Consider the following 17,273-nt stretch of genomic DNA (forward strand, 5'->3'; position numbering starts at 1 on the left):
GGAGACAAGCAAGATAGGAGAGCCGGTCGGCCGCGTCAGTCGATCTTGACCTTGGCGGCTATGGCCAGCTTGTTCATGACCTCCGGCGGCGGGCCCTTGGGCGCGACCAGGCCGATCAGGTTGTCGGCAAGGAAGTCCTGGATACCGGCCTCGCCCATGGTCTGCGCCTGCGGCAGCGAACCGAGGCGCTTCTCGGAGGCCACCCGTGACTGGTCCGGGCCTTACATCAGCTTCGCACGCACGCGCGCCGAGAACTGGTCGAGCAGGAACACCACGATGAAAATCGCGATCAGGATGGTCGCAACATGGCCGTACTGGAACATGTCGAAGCGGCCCTTGAGTTCCTGACCGATGCCGCCCGCGCCGACCAGCCCGATCACCGTCGCCATGCGCACGTTGCGATCCAGGATGTATAGGGTGTAGGCCGTGTATTGCGGCAGCACCTGCGGCAAAACCCCATACCACAGCGTCTTGAGCTTGCCCGCGCCGATCGCTTCCAATGCCTCCTGGGGTTTGTTGTCGGCGTTCTCGATATCCTCGGCATAGAACTTGCCAAGAAAACCCGCCGCATGCAGGCTCAGCGCCAGCACGCCGGCGATCGGGCCGAAGCCATAGGCCAGGACCAGGAACAGTGCGACGATCAGTTCCGGCGCCGAGCGCAACAGGCTGATCGCGCCGCGCGCGAGCGTGTAGGTGAACCGGTTCGGCGTGTAGTTGCGCGCGGCGAGGTAGGCCAGCGGTATCGAGAGCAGCACCGACAGCAAGGTGCCCCAAATGGCGATCTCGACGGTCTGCACCATCTTCACGAATACGGTCCACAGGTAGCCGGCTGGCCTGACCAGGTACTCGGTACGCTCCAGCTTCGTTTCCCATTGCAGCGATTGCGGGTTGAGGTGCTGCTCGCGATTCTCCTGGACTTCAATATGGGAGAACATCGGCAAGCGCTGGCGATCGAGCCCGGGCAGGCGCGCCACTTCTTCCCTTTCGCCAAGCGCCGGTGGCCACATCGACTGGGCTACCCGACCCAGGCCGCGCACCACCTGCGAGTCGGGGCTCAGCCCAAGCAGGTTGCCCACGGCCTGGCCCGTCATGGCGAGCATGCGGTCCATCTCGGTTCGCTGTCCGGTGTAGAGCAAGGCCGCCAGCAAAGCGAGTGCGATCAGCAGATGGCGGGCGGTATAAGGCGGATCGAGTTTCCAGCCGGCTTGCGCGCCGGGCATTGGCATCAGGGCAGGTTTGTTCATCGTGGTGTCCTTCTAGCGTCCATCAAGCGGCTATCGGCAGCGAGACCGCGTCTTCCCAGCTTACGTCCCCATACAAGCGCTCGACCACCTCGTCGGTGAAGTCGGCAGGGGTTCCGTCGAATACGATGCGGCCGCCGCGCATGCCGACGATGCGGTCGCCGAACTCGCGCGCCAGCTCAAGCTGGTGCAGGCTGCACAGCACCGCGCTGTTGCGCGCACGCGCGGCGTCCCGGATCAGGGTCAGGATGTCGCGCGAGATGCGCGGGTCGAGGCTGGCGACCGGTTCGTCGGCCAGGATCACTTCGGGGTCGAGCATGAAGGCGCGCGCGATGCCTACGCGCTGCTGTTGCCCGCCAGAGAGTTCGCCGGCGCGGCGGCGCAGGTGCGCCGGGTCCAGGCCCACGCCGGCAAGCAGCGCGCACGCGCGCGCGCGATGTTCGGGTGCGAACCAGCCCAGCAGCGCGCGCGCCGTCGATACCGTCGGCAGCAGGCCGGCCAGCACGTTGCGCGCCACGGTCATGCGCGCGGTCAGGTTGAAATGCTGATGGATCATGGCAATGCGGCAACGCAGCTGGCGCTCGGTGGCGCGGGTCAGCTCGATGCCGTCGATGGCGACGCGCCCGGTGCTCGGCCGCATCAGGCCATTGACGGCACGCAGCAGCGTCGATTTGCCCGCCCCCGAGGGGCCGAGCACCACGCAGAATTGTCCGCGCGGTACCGACAGGCTGATGTCCGACAAGGCCGCCGTACCGTCGGGCCAGACCTTGGACACACTATGGAAATGAATCATGGGAGACTGCTGCTTGGAGGAATAGGAGCGGCGGCATCGCGCCGCCATCGGGGCCAGCATGCGCAAACGGAACGCAGTCGGTACGCAGTCGGCGCTTAACGCGCGCTGGCCTTCCTGATGATGTCGGTCTTGACCTGGTCGGTCACCAGGTCGAACATCTTGCCCGCGGCCGCCATGTCGGTTTCGCTCACCTTGGAGGTATAGCCGTCGACCTTGCTGCCGCCATAGCCGCGGATCTGGTCTTTGCTGATGCCCGGCAGCTTATTGATGTTGTTGAAAGCGTCGCGCAGCCTCGCCTTGACGCCGTCGCTCAGTTTCGGATGCATGGCCAGCGGAGGGTAGGGGATCGGCGCGCTTTTCGCCACCACCTTGATCCTGGCGGGGTCGATGGCCTTCGCGTTGGCCGCTTTCTCGAAGGAGTCGAACGAAGCACCACCGGCATCGACCAGGCCCTCGGCCAGCGCCTTGAGCACATTGGCGTGGCTGCCGGCCATGCTGATCGCGGCGGCGTCGCTGGCCGGCCGGATGCCGGACGACAGCATCATCGCCACGGGCACATTGAAGCTCGACGTCGAGTTGACATCGCCCAGCGCGATCTTCTTGCCCTTCAGGTCACTGATCCGCGAGATGCCGGCATCGGCGCGGGCAAAGATGCCAGAGTAGTACACCGACTGGCCGTCGCGCACGGCGAGCGCGAGCAATTCCGCGCAGCCGCGGGCGCGCGCCTGGAGATAGCTGGCGGCGCCATACCATGCGATATCGGCGGCGCCGCTGCACATTGCTTCGACCACGGCGCCGTAGCTTTGTCCGATCTTGATATCGAATTTCAGTCCCGTGGCCTGGCTGATGGCGCCGAAGATGGGCTCGAAATCCTTCTTCGTGCCGTCCTCGGTGCCGCCGTCGGCCGGAATCAGCACGACGCGCAACGGGCTGGCCGCGCTGCCGTCGTGCTGCGCCTGCGCGAATACGGTCGCGCTGCCGGCCAGGCCGGCGCAGGCCAATACGATGGCCGTGATGGTCCGGATGCAAAATCTGCGGTACATGGTGATAGGTCCTTCTCTCGGTGGTATAGCCGCCGCCGATGGCGGCGAATGGATAAGCGGCCTGCACCAAGGCAGGCCATCCGCTCAAGTCAAAAAGTCATTAAGCGCCGGAAATCACGCGACAGGCATGGCCATGGCCGGATCGCTGACGCTGTCCTTGCCGGTTTCGAGACGGCCGGCAAAGCGCCGCAGGTAGCTCGCGTCGTCCGTGCGCACCACGCTGAAGTCATACCAACGCGCGCTCCGTTCCAGCGACCAGCGCTCTTCCACGACCTCGCCGCCCGGGGGTACGGTCAGCGTCCATGGGCCATCATTCCGGTACGCGTTGGCCTTTACCGTCACGGTGCACGGGGCGTTGCCGGTGTTGCGCATGTGCAGGTACAACTGACCATTCTTCGGGTCGTAGCAGACCTGGCACTCCGGCTGCGCGCCGCTGGCGGCCACCGTGCCGGTGAAATGCCGGACGAAGCCGTTGGGCCCGAGCACCCACAGGTCGTACTTGCCGTTGTCCGCGACCACGTCCCACGCGTCCGACAAAGTCTTGTCCGCTTCCACGGTGTAGCGTCGCGGGATACGGTCCAGGTGCAGCTTGTCGTAGACATGGAACACCGCGCCCTGCGTGCCGCTGTTGGCGAACAGCAGCGTCACGCTGCGGCCCGCGCTGTCGACGCGCGCGCTGGTGTGCAGCTCATAGGGCAGCGCGCGCGAGAAGCGGGTGCCGGTTTCCTGGAACAGCGGCTGCGGCGTGGCGGGCGGCGTCGGCGCGGGCATGGACTTCTGCTGCGCTTCGATGATCGCGTAGTCGCTGGTGTCGGGCAGTGCCGGGAACTTCGGGTCGTTGGGCGTGGCGAAGTCGAAGGCCGAGGTGAGGTCGCCGCAGACCGCGCGGTGCCAGGGGCTGATGGCGGGAATGGTAATGCCAAAGCGCTGTTCGAGGAACAGCCCCACCGACGTGTGATCGAAGGTTTGCGAATTGACCCAGCCGCCCTTGCTCCATGGCGATACCACGTACATCGGCACGCGTGGTCCCAGTCCCCACGGGCGGACGACGCCGCTGATGGTGTCTTCGGGATGCAGGTACTTGCGTGCCGGGTCGGAGAAGTACTCGCCTTCCAGCGGCAGCGTCGATTTGCCGGCGAGCGTGCCATCCAGGTTGTAGGAGGGCACGGCCGGCGGCGGTAGGTGATCGAACAGCCCATCGTTTTCGTCGAAGGTCTGGAAGAACACGGTCTTGCTCCAGACGTCCGGGTTCGAGGTCAGCGCGTTCAGCACCTGGGCCGTGAAATTGCCGCCGTGCTGCGGGCTAGACGGCGCGCCCGGGTGTTCCGACTGCAGCTTGGTCGGCAGCACCCACACCACCTCGGGCAGCGTGCCGTTCATCACGTCGCGCTGCAGGTCCTCGATGGTCCACAGGCTCATGCCTTCCTTGTACAGCGGCGATTCCGGCTGCGCCGTGCGGAACGAATCGAAGGCCAGGCCGCCGTGCATGGCGCCGGTCCAGTTGTCGTTCGGATTTTGGTAGATACGCCAGCTAACCCCTGCTTTCTGCAGCACGTCCTGCAACGTGGGCCACCGGAACGACGAGCCGGCATAGGTGTAGCCCGGCGTCGGCAGCGCCCCCTTAATCCAGCAGCGCAGGTTGTTCGGCTCGGCGTCCGTATCGGTGCTGTTGATGCCTTGCGCGCGCAGGTCCGGATTGAAGTTGGAACCCGAGAAGAAAACGATGCGGTTGGGATCGGTGCCCGTGGTGATGGAGCAGTGATAGGCGTCGCAGATCGTGAAAGCTTCGGCCAGCGCGAACTGGAAGGGGATGTCGTCGCGCTTGTAGTAGCCCATCGAGTAGGGCTTCTTGTACTTGGGCCACATGCCGAACTTGCCCTGGTTCCAGGCCGCCTGCGCATCCGAGAACGAGTGCGGCGTGCTCGGGACCAGCAGCGCGTTCATGGTCTGCTTATCCAGGTGAAAGGGCGGAATCTCCCTGGTGCCGTCCGACTGGTACCAGACCGGCTTGCCGCTTTCGAGCGGGATCGGGAAGCGGTCACCGAAGCCCCGCACCCCTTTCATGGTGCCGAAGTAGTGATTGAAGGCACGGTTCTCTTGCATCAGGATGACGATGTGCTTGACGTCCTGGATGGTGCCCGTCTCTACGGCGGCGGGCACGGCGAGCGCGCGGCGGATGCTCGGCGGCAGCACCGTGAGCGCGGCGGCGGCACCCATGGCCTGGCTGGCGGCGCGGAGGAAGTTGCGTCTGTCGTTGGATTGCATGTGGCTGACCTGTGGGCGATGGGGGGAGGAGATCAACAGAGGCTCAGGGGGCGCAGCGCAGCGTGTCCGCCGGCTTTTTCTGCTGGTTCGCTTGTGCCGATGAAAGTTGCTGTGACGTTGCCGTGGATGCGGAGTCTTCTCCGCCACCGCAGCCGGCCAGCGCCGAGCTCAGTACAACGCCAGCCAGTACAGCGAGACATCTCGTTCGAAGGGGAGTCATGGAGGTTCCGTGTCGCGTGGTGGGGATGGGGCTACACGAATCCTAGGCACGCCACATGACAATTGAATGAACAATGCTCAATAAAAAGATAATGTAAAATGAGAAAAATTCAATGCTGATGGATGCATGCATGACGATCACCAAGCTATGCCTTTCCGACCAACGTCCGGCCGAGGCCGACATTGCACAGGCGGAGCTGCCACCTTGGCGCGCGGCGCCATGGCGTTACCTTCTCGACCTCGACGGCACGCTGATCCGCGACGGTGGGGCCCTGCCGGGTGCGGCCGCACTACTTGACGCGTTGCACGGCCGTTACGCCATCGTGTCAAACAACTCGACCGACACGGCGGGGGGGCTGGCGCGCAAGCTGCGCCGCATGGGCCTGTCGGTTGCGCCGGCGCAGTTGATTCTCGCCGGGGAAATGACCGTGAACTGGCTGTGGCGCACCTCTCCCGATGCGCGTGTGTTGTTGCTGGGCAGCCCCGCACTACGCCGCTATGCGAAGCGGATGGGCTGCAGGCTGGTGGAGCGAGATCCAGAGGTGGTGCTGCTCGCGCGCGACCCGCACTTCGACTACGACAAGCTTTCGCTGGCGGTGAACGTGCTGCGCGCCGGCGCCCGGCTGGCCGTCACCAATCCCGACCTCAGCCATCCGGGCGACAATGGCACATGTGTGCCCGAAACCGGTACGCTACTGGCTGCGCTGACGGCCTGTGCCGGGGTGCGGCCGGAGTGCATCATCGGCAAGCCTTCCGCCGTCCTGTTCCAGGAAGGGCTGCGGCGCTTGCGGGCTAGACCGGGGCAGGCGCTGATGATCGGCGATAATCCGGCGACCGACGCCATGGGCGCTATCGCGCTGGGCATGTCATTTCTACTCCTTGGCACGGCACCTGGTGCTGAGGCGGAGACGCCGGGGCAGCTGCTGGACACATGGTGTTCCGGCCGCAAGGCGCTGCACTTCAAGCTCAATAGCGTTTGAGCGACAGTATCTCGAAGGTGTGGCGAATCGTCTTGACCGCGTGCTCGTAGTCGGCGAGGGACAGGCAGGCGATCAACACATCGATGATCGCCAGCTGCGCCAGGCGGCTGGTCATGGCCTCCGTGCGGAACTGCGTTTCGCGCGCCATGGTCAGCAGCACCACGTCGGAGAAAGCCTGGAGCGGCGATTTTCCAAAGTTGGTGATGCAGACGGTGTGCGCGCCGGCTTCCTTGGCCAGCCGCGTCGCCGTTACGGTCTCATGCGTGCTGCCGGAATGGGAAATCGTCAGTACCGCGACATCCGGTCCGGTCAGCGATGCGCTGATGACCTGCACATGCGAATCGACCACGGCTTTAGCGTTGAGGCCGATACGGAGCATGCGGTAATGCGCGTCCTCCGCGATGGGGGCCGCGCTCCCGATGCCATAGATCTCGATGCGCTTTGCCTTCTTCAGGATGCGCACCGCGCGCTCGAGCGCGCCGACATCGAGGGCCGACTGCGTCTCGTGCAGCGTCTGCACGTTGCTCTGGAAAATCTTGCGCACCACCGTGGCGGCATTGTCGCTGGGCTCCAGGTCTTCGTGGATCAGTTGTACCGGCCGCACGATCTCCTGCGCGAGCGCGATCTTCAGCTGCTGAAAGCCTGTCGCACCAAGCGTCTTGCATACGCCCACCACGCTCCCCTCGCTGGCGCCGGTGCGATCTGCCACTTCACTGACTGACATATGGACCACCTCCTCGGGATGGCTCGCGATGAAGTCCACAATCCGCTGCCCGGTGGCCCCCAGCGTGTCGCGGATGCTGGCAATACGCGTCACGATGGCGCTCAGCGCATTCTGCGGCATGCTGGCGGCGGGCTTCCTGGCGGCTTTCTTCTTGTCGGCTGGCATGGAAATTCTTCTCTGGACGTCCGTTGCTGCGGACCGGTGCTCGCCATTGTAGAAGAACCCCGCACGCTATCGGCAGACCCACGGGGGAGTACTGGCTCGGCTCACCAGCCATGGAAACGCGCCCAGGCCGCCAATTGGCCGTCACCGGAAAGCGCCCGATACTCGGGGAACTGTGCACCGGTCGCACACGCATGGTTGGGAAGGATGCGCAGCCGCGTGCCAACCGGGAATCGCGCGGCGATGTCTGCATCGGGCGCGCCTTCGCGCGACACGATGCCGTGCTCCTGGTTGGCGCCGCTGAGCACGTAGCCTGGCAGCACTGCGCCGTCGATGGTGCAGACCTGCCCATAGCCATAGTCCCGATTCTGCTTCTGCGTGCCGCGATCGCGGCTCATCGCCATCCACCCTGCGTCGACAATGGCCCAGCCCTTGTCGCGCTGATGGCCGATCACCGTGGTCAGTACGCTGAGGGCGATGTCATCGGCGGTACAGACGCCCACGTTGCTCATCACCAGGTCAAACAGCACATAGACGCCGGCCCGCACCTCGGTGACGCCATCGAGCTGCGCCGCGGAAAGTGCCGTCGGGGTCGAGCCGATGCTGACCATCGAGCATGGGAGCTGCGCGGCCCGTAGGCGCTCGGCCGCGCGCACGCAGCCGGCACGTTCCTGCTCGGCCAAGGCACTCAAGGCTTCAGGATGATCTAGCTCGTAGCTCGATCCAGCGTGGGTCAGCACGCCACCAAGGCGCATGCCCCCATCGTGCAGGGCGCGGCCGACATCCAGCAGCGCAGGATCCTCAGGCCAGATGCCGGAGCGGTGGCCGTCCGTGTCGATCTCGATCAGCACCTCGAACACCTCACCATTCGCGCGCCCGAATTCTGCGATCGCCTCGGCCGAGGCCACGCTGTCGGTCAAGAGCTTTAGGTCGCAGCCGCGCCGGCGCAATGCCAGCGCCTGCGGCAGCCGGTGCGCTGCCATGCCAACGGCATAGAGGATGTCGGTGACGCCCTCGGCGAAAAAGTACTCAGCTTCCTTGAGCGTGGAGACTGTGATGCCGTTTGCGCCGGCGGCGAGCTGGGCACGCACTACCGGCGTGCACTTGGAGGTCTTGACGTGGGGCCGGAAGCGCACGCCGAGCGCGTTCATGCGTTGCTGCATCCGATCGATGTTGTGCTGCATGCGCGCGACGTCGATGACGGCTGCGGGTGTATCGAGGGTGTCGAGAGTAGTGTGCATGTCGGACCGGATGGGCGATGGGTGGGGAGCGATCAGCTCAACAGGCGGATGCGCGGCGTCCACTCTGTGATGGCGTCCAGGGGAACAACGGGCCGGGGCAGGCGCCGGAAGTCGAAGCGGGACAGTACCGGCGAGGTCAGGCCCGGGGCGTCGACGCTGAAGATCTGTTCGGGGCCGAAGAACTCGTCGAATGCGGCGCGGAAATGACCGCGCGATTTCACCACCACCGTGCGTGCCGCTGCGATATCGATGCCGAACATCTCGAAGAAAACGGGCTCGTGGCATTGATGGCGGTTGGTGATCACCACGACCTGCACGCCTCCCACGCGCAGGAGCGCCGACGGGCCCAGGTTGAAGCTGCATCCTGCCAGCTGCCCCCGGCGTCCCACGCATTGGCCCGAATGCAGCCGCAACACCGTGGCCGGCGCGCTGAAGGCTTCGGAGTATGCGGTGCTTTCGCCGCGGTTGAAATGGGCGGTGAACTCGGCGCCCACGCCGAGGGCGTGGGCCTGCGCGCTGAGCTGGGGATCGGTGACCACGCCCAGCGCGGCATCGCGCACGCCTGCGCGCAATAACGCCTGCAGCAGGAAAGGGGTATTGCCGCGCCCGCCGCCGCCGGGGTTGTCCGCCACATCGGCCAGCAGTACGGGCGGCAGCGCGTGGTCCTCGCCCGCGGCCTTGGCCAGCGCGACCGCCTCGTCAACAGACGTCAGCTCGGGGGTGAAGGCGGCGCGCCCGATCCAGGCTGGCATCACCAGCGCCTCGGCGGTCTGCCGGGCGAGCCCGGCATCGCCGCGCGTCGAGACAATCACCGTCAGGCCATTCTTGGGTGTATCGCCGAAGGCAAAGCCGCCTACTACCGAAACATTGACGATGCGCGGATCGTCCAGCGCTTCCGCTTGCCGGATCATGTCGGCGTAAGGCCCGGTTCCGGGCGCGGTCAACAACTGGGTCGGCGGCGCACAGACGGGCATGCGCACATGGGCGACGCAGAAGCGCGCGCCTTGCATCAGCTCAATCAGTATGTGGGCCGCCTCGGTGCCGCGTTCGGCCATGTCGGTATGCGGATTGCGGCGATAGGAAATGAGCGTGTCCACCGCGTCGACCATGCGATCGGACACATTGGCGTGTAGGTCGACGGTCGCGACGACCGGCACCGACGGCCCCACGATGGACCTCACCCTCTCGAAGACCAGGCCATCGGGATCATCCTCTTCGGTGGTGATGGCGGCACCGTGCTCGCAGATGTAGACGGCGTCCAGCGGCAAGGCGGCGCGCAGTCCCCGCTCGAAAATGGCAAGCGTCTCCATGAAGAAGTCGTGATCGACGGGGCCGCCCGATTCAGCATTGGCGAAGAGAATCGGCACCGGCGTCCACGGGCCGTTGGCATCCATGTGGCGGACAAAGGCCGGGATCTCCGGTGTCATCGCGGGTGCGGCGGCGCGGGCATCCGCCAGCAGCGCACTGCCGGCCAGGTAAGCTCGGTCGACAAAGTCGGCCCGTGTGGACACTGGAGCAAAACGGTTGGATTCGATGGCAAAGCCAAGCATCGCGATGCGGGGGGGGGACATGGTCGGCGGCATGCTCAGTTCTGCTTGGGGATCTTCGCGGTTTCGACCAGGTCCGCCCATTTCTTCTGCTCGCTGGCGATAAAGCGGATGAAGTCGTTGCGGTTGCCCGTGGCCGCGACCGCGTTGGCATTGGACAGGTCCTGGCGCAAGCTGTCGGACTTCAGCACCTTTTCCAGTGCCGTGCCGACCTTATCGACGATCGGCTGCGGCGTGCCCTTGGGAAACACCAGGCCACCCCACGAGACGTTCTCATACCCCTTCAGACCCGACTCATGGAGCGTCGGCACGTCGGGGTACAGCGCAATGCGTTCGCGGCTGGTGATCGCCAGCGCGCGCAGCTTGCCGCTCTTGACCAGCGGCCATGCCACCGATGCATTGGTAATGGTGTAGTCGAGCCGCCCGCCGGCGAGGTCGGTCAGCGACGCCGGGTCTCCGTTGTACGGGATGAACAGCACGTCGATGCCGGCCATCTTCTTGAGCAGTTCGCCGCCCATATGGCCGCTGCTGCCGGTGCCGGCAGCCGCGTATGAGAGCTTGCCGGGCGACTTCTTCGCCAGTGCGAGCAGCTCGCCAACGCTTTTGACCGGGGAGTCGGCACGGACAACCAGCAGGTTGTAGATGGAGAACATGCGGCCCACAGGCACGAAGTCGTGGTGCACATCGTAGGGCAGCTTGTTAAACAGGGCCGGGTTGATGGCTAGCGTGTTGATGTTGCCGTAGCCCAGCGTGTACCCGTCCGGCGCAGCGCGCTTGACCTGGGCCATGCCGATGTTGCCGGCGGCGCCCGGACGATTGTCGACGACAAAGTTGGCGTTGGTCTCTTTGGCGAGGTGCGTCAGCACGACGCGGGTCAATACGTCGGCCGATCCGCCGGCTGCGGAAGCAACAATGACGGTCACCGGCTTTTGCGGCCAGGCGTTGTCGGCGGCGCGGGCAGGCGCAGTGAAGCTACAGGCGGCAATCAGTGCGAGAGCCGTGAAGGCAGTGGTGGGGCGCATGAAACAATCTCCGGAAAATCAAAGACAAAAAAGACGATAGGGAAGGAATGGGGGTCCTTGACCGTCCGGAATCGCATCATTGGCACGCGGTAGGCAAGGCGCCGAAGCCGCGTAGCGGCTGCGGTGAGATCGTCGAAAGCAATGTGGTCCTACATAGTGCAGACTCCGATGCGCGCATTACCAGGACCACGCGATGCTGGAGCCCACGCGGGCCGCGCCAGCGCGCTGATGGAGCAGGCGTGCGACGGTCAGGTCCTGCAAGGCAAGACCAGTCATGTCGAATACCGTGATGTCGGTCGGGTGCCGGTCCACGGCTGCCTTTCCGGTCAATAGATCGCCTAGTTCGGTGCACGGCGTATCGGGAGCCCACTGGGTTTCACCGATCTGGCGCGCCTGCGCCCGGTCGTCGACAAAAAGACGCACCCGCTCCAGCAGGCCCTGTGGCAGCTCGCGCTTGCCCTTTGTGTCGGCGCCGACGCAATTCAGATGCGTACCGGGTTGTACCGACTCCGCTTCAAACAATGCACCGCCGCCCGGTGTTGCGGTGATCACGACATCGCTCTCGGCCACCGCAACATTGCGGTCGTCGGCATGCAAGACGTCGCAGCGGTGCGCGAAGTGCGCTTCAAACGCTGGGTCGGGCTTGCCGTCCGCGGTGGCATAGCGGACCTGGCACAGTGCCGGCAATAGCTGCAGCGCAAAGCTCAGCTGCACGCGCGCCTGCACACCGGTGCCGAACAGGCACAAGCGGGTACTGTCCGCTCGCGCAAGCTGCCTCAGCCCCAGGCCACCCGCGGCTCCGGTGCGCATGGTGGTGACCGCATTGCCGTCGATGATGCAGACCGGCCGACCGGTAGCGGGATCGATCAGCATGATCGTGGCCTGGTGCGGCTCGCCACCCAGCCGGCGGTTGTCCGGCCAGAATCCCGCGGCCTTGAAGCCGAGCAAGCCTTGCGCCTGCACATCGCCCGACTTGATGCCGAATACACCGCCGGTCGCGAGCGGCTCGCGCACCACGGGGAAAACACGGCCATCTCCCTGGCTATGCAGCACGAAGGCCTCGCGCACGGCTTGCATGACATCGTCAGGCAGCAGCAGTGCCTCGACCTCGTTCTTGTCGAGGAGCAGCAGGCGGGCGTCACTTGGCATCGCTGTACACCGTTGCCCGCGATACGCCCAGGTGCATCGCGACGATCTCCATCGCCCGGCGCACCTCCATGCAGCCCGCTTCCTTGAGTTCGCGTATCAGTGTACGCCGCTCGGTCGCCTTCAGCGAACGAGGCGTGGTTGCAAGCCGCGCCGCAAACTGGTCGATGCGCTCCCTGATACCGTCCGCGCTGATCGGATCGAGCGATTCGGTAACACCCGCGGCAGCGCCAACGCTGCCAAATTGTCCCAGCATGCTCTGCAAACCGCGGAAAAGGGTCAGGTCCACATTCAGGCACAAGGCCGCGATATATCGTCCGCTGGAATCCTTGATGCCAATGGACGTGCTTTTCGCTTGGCGGCCATCGGCAAACTGGTTCGCATAGTTCGCGATCACCTGCTGATATTGCGGATCGGCAATACGGGCCAGACCGAGTTCGGTGGCGGGATCCCCGGGCTGCCGACCGGACAGATTGTTGTGGATCGCCAGGATGGCGTGCTCAGGGTGCAGGAGGTCGTGGACAACCACCTCGCAAAACGGCGCCAGCGTCTCGCCGAGACCCTGCGCCACTTGCTCGAGTTGATCGAGCAGCGCTTGCTGCTCCTTGGTTCGTTTCGTCATATGGACAGAATATCCAGTGTTAGACGATTCGTCAAGGCAAAGAAATCCAGTTGTCATGGCGCACGCGTGCGCCCGTCGCCGGTTCAGGTGTTGGCCGCGCGGATCATGTCGATCAGTTGCCGCAGGCCGGGCAGCGTCTGCCGCCGGCTTGGGTAGTACATCACCATCGGTGGACCGGCGACTGCCCATTTCGGCAGCACCACTTCAAGGCGGCCGGCGGCGATGTCGTCGGCCACGCGGCGTTCGAGGCAGTACGCGAGCCCGACGCCATTCAGCGCGGCATCGACGGCAGTGTCCGTCTCGTTGGCGCTGACCGGGCCAGGTACGTCGAGTTCGAGTGCGCGGCGTCCGTTGCCAAGCTCCCACCGATACAGCGAGTTGTCGCCGATGCGAATGCGGACGCACGCGTGGCGCATCAGGTCGGCTGGCTGCGCCGGCCGCCCGTGCCGCGCCAGGTATGCGGGAGCGCCGACGATTACCCAGCGCAACGGTGGCGTCAGCGGCACTGCGATCATGTCGCGCGCGACCGTGTCGCCATAGCGAATGCCGGCGTCGTAACCGTCGGCAATGATGTCGATCAGCCGATCGTCGACCGTGATGTCGAGCTGTATTTCCGGATACGCGGAGGTGAAAGCGGGCAGGATTGGACCGATCAGCAGGCGTGACGCGTCACGCGGCACATTGATGCGCAGGCGGCCGACCGGCGAGGTGCGGTAGCGATCAAGCTGGTCGATTGCCGCGCCGATGGTCGCAAAGCCCTGGTCAAGCTGTTCCGCCAGCGCGCTGCCGGCCGCGGTCGGCACGACCGAGCGGCTGGTGCGATTGAGCAGCTTCACACCCAGCCGCGCTTCGAGATTGCGCATGGCGTGGCTCAGCGCTGACGTCGACACCCCCAGTTCGACCGCCGCCTGGCGGAAACTGCGGCGGCGGCAGATGGTGACGAACACATTGAGATCGGCAAGCTCGGTGCGGGTGAAGGCGGGCATGGCATAAAAGGTGATGTGGCTTGCCTCAACGGTTCGTTGAATTCAGCTCAATGATATATGAGCTAAATTGTACGCTTCGAGTCGCTGGCCGAGCGCAGTCTCAACGCGCTGTTCAGCGCTCGCAGCAACCACCCTTGGAGCATTGAGCATGAATGTCGAGACGATACGTATTGAAGGCATCCCGATTGCGGTATCGCGCATTGCGCTAGGCACATGGGCGATAGGCGGCTGGATGTGGGGCGGAACCGACGACACCGCCTCCGTGGCGACGATCCGCAGCGCGCTCGACCAAGGCGTCAATCTGATCGATACCGCTCCCGTGTACGGCTTCGGCCATTCAGAGGAAGTAGTGGGCAAGGCGCTGGCCGGCATGCGTCACCATGCAGTGATTGCGACCAAGGTGGCGCTCGAATGGGGCGATGGTGGCGTGCGGCGCAACGCCACCCCGGCGCGTATCCGGCAGGAGATCGAGGATTCACTGCGCCGTTTGCGCACTGACTATATTGACCTGTATCAGGTGCACTGGCCTGATACTCGAGTGCCATTCGAAGATTCCGCGGCCGAACTGGAGAAACTTCGCGTCGAAGGAAAGATCCTGGCTGTCGGCGTCAGCAACTTTTCCCCCCGGCAGATGGACGCGTTCTCTGTCGCTACACGGCTTGCGGCAGTCCAGCCCCCTTACAACCTGTTCGAGCGCGCGATCGAAGCTGACGTACTGCCATACGCGCGCGAGCAAGGACTTGCCGTGCTGGCCTATGGCGCGCTGTGCCGCGGGCTGCTGTCCGGGCGGATGCGCGCGGTCACCACGTTCGACGGAGATGACCTGCGCAATGCGGACCCGAAGTTCCGGCAGCCGCGTTTCGCACAGTACCTGGCGGCCGTGGAGGCGCTCTCGGCATTTGCCCGCGAGCGCCATGGCAAATCGATGCTTGCATTGGCGATCCGCTGGATCCTCGACCAGGGCCCGACGATTGCGCTGTGGGGTGCCCGTCGCCCGGACCAGTTGGGCGGCGTCGGCGACGCGTTCGGATGGAGGCTGAGCGCACAGGACATGGAGGACATCGATGTCCTGCTCGCACAGCATGTGACCGACCCGGTCGGTCCGGAATTCATGGCGCCGTCGCTGCGATAGCACGGCGTGGCAGCGGACGGGCAAGCTTCTTCCGTTACCGCGGCATTGCCAGGGCGCTGCCTTGTCTACATTTCGTTCCTTGGAGTTTCATCATGCAGATTGGATTTGTCGGGCTCGGCGCAATGGGTGCCGCGATTGCCAAGAATTTGTTCGAGTCCGGGCACTTGGTGCAAGTGTTCAACCGCAACCCGGCGCGTACCGAACCGCTTCGCAGGGCAGGGGCCGCGGTCGCTGCGAGTCCAGCCGAGGCTGCACATCGCGCTGAGGTCGTTTTCTCGATGGTCGCCGACGATGCCGCGCTCACCTCGGTCACGCTCGGTGAAACGGGAATCCTCGCGGGACTCAGTCCAGGCGCGGTGCATATCTCGATGAGCACGATCGGCGTTGATACCGCCCAGGCTCTCACGGTCCGGCATCGTGAAGCCGGGGTGGGCTTCGTCTCGGCACCGGTGTTTGGCCGGCCCAACGCGGCGGCGGCGCGCAAACTCTTCATCATGGCCGCAGGCGTCGACGAGCACCTGAAAGTTGCGGTGCCCCTGCTTGAGCAGTTGGGGCAGTCCGTCGGTATAGTCGGGGCCGATCCTTCGCAGGCGAATCTCGTGAAGCTGATCGGCAACTTCATGCTGTCGGTGATTATCGAGACGCTGGGCGAAGCCTGCGCGGTGGCGGACAAGGGGGGAATCGACCCGAAGCACTTTGTCGAGCTCCTCACCAATGCAAACTTTAACGCGCCGCCCTACAAGATCTATGGTTCCATGATCGCGTCGCAGCAGTTCCAGCCGGCGGGCTTTTCGCTGCCGCTGGGCCAGAAGGACAATCGGCTGATGCTGGCGGCTGCCGAGGCACTCGGGGTCCCACTGCCGCTTGCCAGCCTGGTTCGCGATCGCTTTCTTGCCGTGCGCGCGCAAGGCATCGGTGCCGAGCATGACTGGTCGGCCATGGCGCTTTGCGCGCTGAACGATGCAGGACTGCACAAGCACGTCTAGCTCTGATTCCGGCGTTGTACGTCAATCGATATTGCCGAGGGCGCATGCTGAACCGACTCGAATTGCTCAGGATTTTCTGTGTAACCGCGGAATCGCCTTCATTCAAGACGGCAGCAGCTCGTCTGAGCACCTCGCCACAGACCGTCACGCGCGCGGTGAAGGAGCTGGAAGATCTGGTTGGCGAGCCCCTGTTTCACCGCAATACGCGTAGTGTGCGAATTACCGCAGCAGGAGAGCGACTGGCCGAACGCGCACGCCAGACGATGCGGGATGTTGACGGCCTCTTCGCCCAGACTTCGGCGCGCGCCTCGACCGAGCTGAGCGGCGCTGTGCGAATCACAGCGCCGTACACGCTTGGGCGCGAACACCTGCTACCGGCCCTGCGGCAAATTGCCCTCGATCATCCGGGCCTCATGCTAGACCTGCGGCTGTCGGACCAGGTTGCCGACGTGGTGGACGAGGAAATCGACATCGGCGTGCGTCTTGGCATGTTTCGCGACCAACGCTTCGTTGCCCGCATGACGGGGCGGATATCGTTCCATGTGGTCGCGACGCCGGAGCTGGTGGCACGCGTCGGCAGGCCTGTGGTGCCCGCGGATCTCCACGGGCTGCCCACCACCGGCCTGGTGGCGGGCGGCACCCGCCGACCCTGGCCCTGGTACTTTGCGCAGGGTGAGCAGTTCATTCCCCGCACCCCGGCGTTCCTCACCGATGACCCGGAAACCGAGCTCAGCGCGTTGCTGTCCGGACTCGGTTATGGCCAGCTGCCGGACTACCTTGTCGGCGCGTACCTCCGCGCGGGCCGGCTCGTCAGCGTGCTGGAAAAGCACACGCCGCAGCCATGGGGCCTTTACGTATTCCGTCCGCGGCGCGCGCCGGTACCCAAGCGCGTTCGGCTGGTGTTCGATGCACTGGTTGCGCATTTCACCGATCCCGACCTGTTTCCCGGCAGCGGAGAGGGTGGCAGGTGCAGAGCGTCCGGCGTCGCGTAGGCGGTGCGCATGGTCCCTCGCGGCATCGCTGCCGCGCTGCCGGTCTTCCAGGCACAACGAAGAATTCCGACGCCTGGAATTATGAATTCCCAAGAATTTCATTCCGGGTGCGCCGCGCGCGCACCAGAATCTCTCTTGTATTCGCCGCGCTCGGCTTTGTAAAGGCCGTCCC

The 17,273-nt window shown here is 64.8% G+C and carries 16 protein-coding genes; 4 read left to right on the forward strand and 12 right to left on the reverse strand.

Going from position 1 to position 17,273, the window contains the following annotated elements; all coding sequences use genetic code 11:
- Positions 1 to 35: 35 nt before the first annotated feature.
- The 5 genes from VSR71_RS18430 to VSR71_RS18450 all read right to left on the reverse strand — a co-directional run bounded on the left by VSR71_RS18430 (position 36) and on the right by VSR71_RS18450 (position 5,342).
- Positions 36 to 203, reverse strand: coding sequence for a tripartite tricarboxylate transporter substrate-binding protein (locus tag VSR71_RS18430; RefSeq protein WP_342915288.1), 168 nt, complete (start codon positions 201 to 203; stop codon positions 36 to 38).
- Between the two features lie 18 nt (positions 204 to 221).
- Entirely contained in the window at positions 222 to 1,244 is a 1,023-nt protein-coding gene (phnE, locus tag VSR71_RS18435; RefSeq protein WP_342915289.1) for a phosphonate ABC transporter, permease protein PhnE, read from the reverse strand.
- A 22-nt stretch (positions 1,245 to 1,266) separates the two neighbouring features.
- Entirely contained in the window at positions 1,267 to 2,034 is a 768-nt protein-coding gene (gene phnC / locus VSR71_RS18440; RefSeq protein WP_342915290.1) for a phosphonate ABC transporter ATP-binding protein, read from the reverse strand.
- A 95-nt stretch (positions 2,035 to 2,129) separates the two neighbouring features.
- On the reverse strand, positions 2,130 to 3,077 hold the full coding sequence (locus VSR71_RS18445) for a phosphate/phosphite/phosphonate ABC transporter substrate-binding protein (protein WP_342915291.1): 948 nt from the start codon (positions 3,075 to 3,077) through the stop codon (positions 2,130 to 2,132).
- A 114-nt stretch (positions 3,078 to 3,191) separates the two neighbouring features.
- The gene (locus tag VSR71_RS18450; protein WP_342915292.1) at positions 3,192 to 5,342 is read right to left on the reverse strand and encodes a phosphocholine-specific phospholipase C; all 2,151 of its coding nucleotides are present in this window, start codon (positions 5,340 to 5,342) and stop codon (positions 3,192 to 3,194) included.
- A 350-nt stretch (positions 5,343 to 5,692) separates the two neighbouring features.
- Here VSR71_RS18450 and VSR71_RS18455 point away from each other — a divergent pair, with 350 nt between their 5' ends.
- Positions 5,693 to 6,541 carry an HAD-IIA family hydrolase gene (locus VSR71_RS18455; protein ID WP_342915293.1) on the forward strand — a complete coding sequence of 283 codons (849 nt, stop codon included), beginning with the start codon at positions 5,693 to 5,695 and terminating at the stop codon, positions 6,539 to 6,541.
- Here the strand turns inward: VSR71_RS18455 and VSR71_RS18460 are convergent.
- The 7 genes from VSR71_RS18460 to VSR71_RS18490 all read right to left on the reverse strand — a co-directional run bounded on the left by VSR71_RS18460 (position 6,528) and on the right by VSR71_RS18490 (position 13,991).
- Positions 6,528 to 7,385: a MurR/RpiR family transcriptional regulator gene (locus tag VSR71_RS18460; RefSeq protein ID WP_342915294.1), complete on the reverse strand. Its 858-nt coding sequence runs from the start codon at positions 7,383 to 7,385 to the stop codon at positions 6,528 to 6,530. The two genes, VSR71_RS18455 and VSR71_RS18460, sit on opposite strands and share 14 nt — an antisense overlap.
- A 146-nt stretch (positions 7,386 to 7,531) precedes the next feature.
- Positions 7,532 to 8,668 carry a DSD1 family PLP-dependent enzyme gene (locus tag VSR71_RS18465; RefSeq protein ID WP_342915435.1) on the reverse strand — a complete coding sequence of 379 codons (1,137 nt, stop codon included), beginning with the start codon at positions 8,666 to 8,668 and terminating at the stop codon, positions 7,532 to 7,534.
- Positions 8,669 to 8,700: 32 nt separating this feature from the next.
- Positions 8,701 to 10,299, reverse strand: coding sequence for a M81 family metallopeptidase (locus VSR71_RS18470; protein WP_342915295.1), 1,599 nt, complete (start codon positions 10,297 to 10,299; stop codon positions 8,701 to 8,703).
- Positions 10,254 to 11,237 carry a tripartite tricarboxylate transporter substrate binding protein gene (locus tag VSR71_RS18475; protein ID WP_342915296.1) on the reverse strand — a complete coding sequence of 328 codons (984 nt, stop codon included), beginning with the start codon at positions 11,235 to 11,237 and terminating at the stop codon, positions 10,254 to 10,256. The genes VSR71_RS18470 and VSR71_RS18475 overlap by 46 nt, the downstream gene beginning before the upstream one ends.
- A 177-nt stretch (positions 11,238 to 11,414) precedes the next feature.
- Positions 11,415 to 12,386, reverse strand: a complete 972-nt coding sequence (locus VSR71_RS18480; RefSeq protein WP_342915297.1) for an ornithine cyclodeaminase family protein — start codon at positions 12,384 to 12,386, stop codon at positions 11,415 to 11,417.
- The gene (locus VSR71_RS18485) at positions 12,376 to 13,005 is read right to left on the reverse strand and encodes a helix-turn-helix transcriptional regulator (RefSeq protein WP_342915298.1); all 630 of its coding nucleotides are present in this window, start codon (positions 13,003 to 13,005) and stop codon (positions 12,376 to 12,378) included. The genes VSR71_RS18480 and VSR71_RS18485 overlap by 11 nt, the downstream gene beginning before the upstream one ends.
- 83 nt (positions 13,006 to 13,088) lie before the next feature.
- A complete protein-coding gene (locus tag VSR71_RS18490) occupies positions 13,089 to 13,991 on the reverse strand; it encodes a LysR family transcriptional regulator (RefSeq protein WP_342915299.1) in 903 nt (300 codons plus the stop codon).
- Between the two features lie 148 nt (positions 13,992 to 14,139).
- On the opposite strand from VSR71_RS18490, the gene VSR71_RS18495 reads away from it, so the two are divergent.
- The 3 genes from VSR71_RS18495 to VSR71_RS18505 all read left to right on the forward strand — a co-directional run bounded on the left by VSR71_RS18495 (position 14,140) and on the right by VSR71_RS18505 (position 17,101).
- Complete coding sequence (locus VSR71_RS18495) at positions 14,140 to 15,123, forward strand: aldo/keto reductase (protein WP_342915300.1); 984 nt, start codon at positions 14,140 to 14,142, stop codon at positions 15,121 to 15,123.
- A 92-nt stretch (positions 15,124 to 15,215) separates the two neighbouring features.
- Positions 15,216 to 16,109, forward strand: a complete 894-nt coding sequence (locus VSR71_RS18500; protein ID WP_342915301.1) for an NAD(P)-dependent oxidoreductase — start codon at positions 15,216 to 15,218, stop codon at positions 16,107 to 16,109.
- Positions 16,110 to 16,153: 44 nt separating this feature from the next.
- A complete protein-coding gene (locus tag VSR71_RS18505) occupies positions 16,154 to 17,101 on the forward strand; it encodes a LysR family transcriptional regulator (protein WP_342915302.1) in 948 nt (315 codons plus the stop codon).
- The last annotated feature ends 172 nt before the right edge of the window (positions 17,102 to 17,273 follow it).

This window comes from Cupriavidus oxalaticus, from assembly GCF_038900635.1.
In the GTDB taxonomy this organism is placed as follows: domain Bacteria; phylum Pseudomonadota; class Gammaproteobacteria; order Burkholderiales; family Burkholderiaceae; genus Cupriavidus; species Cupriavidus oxalaticus_B.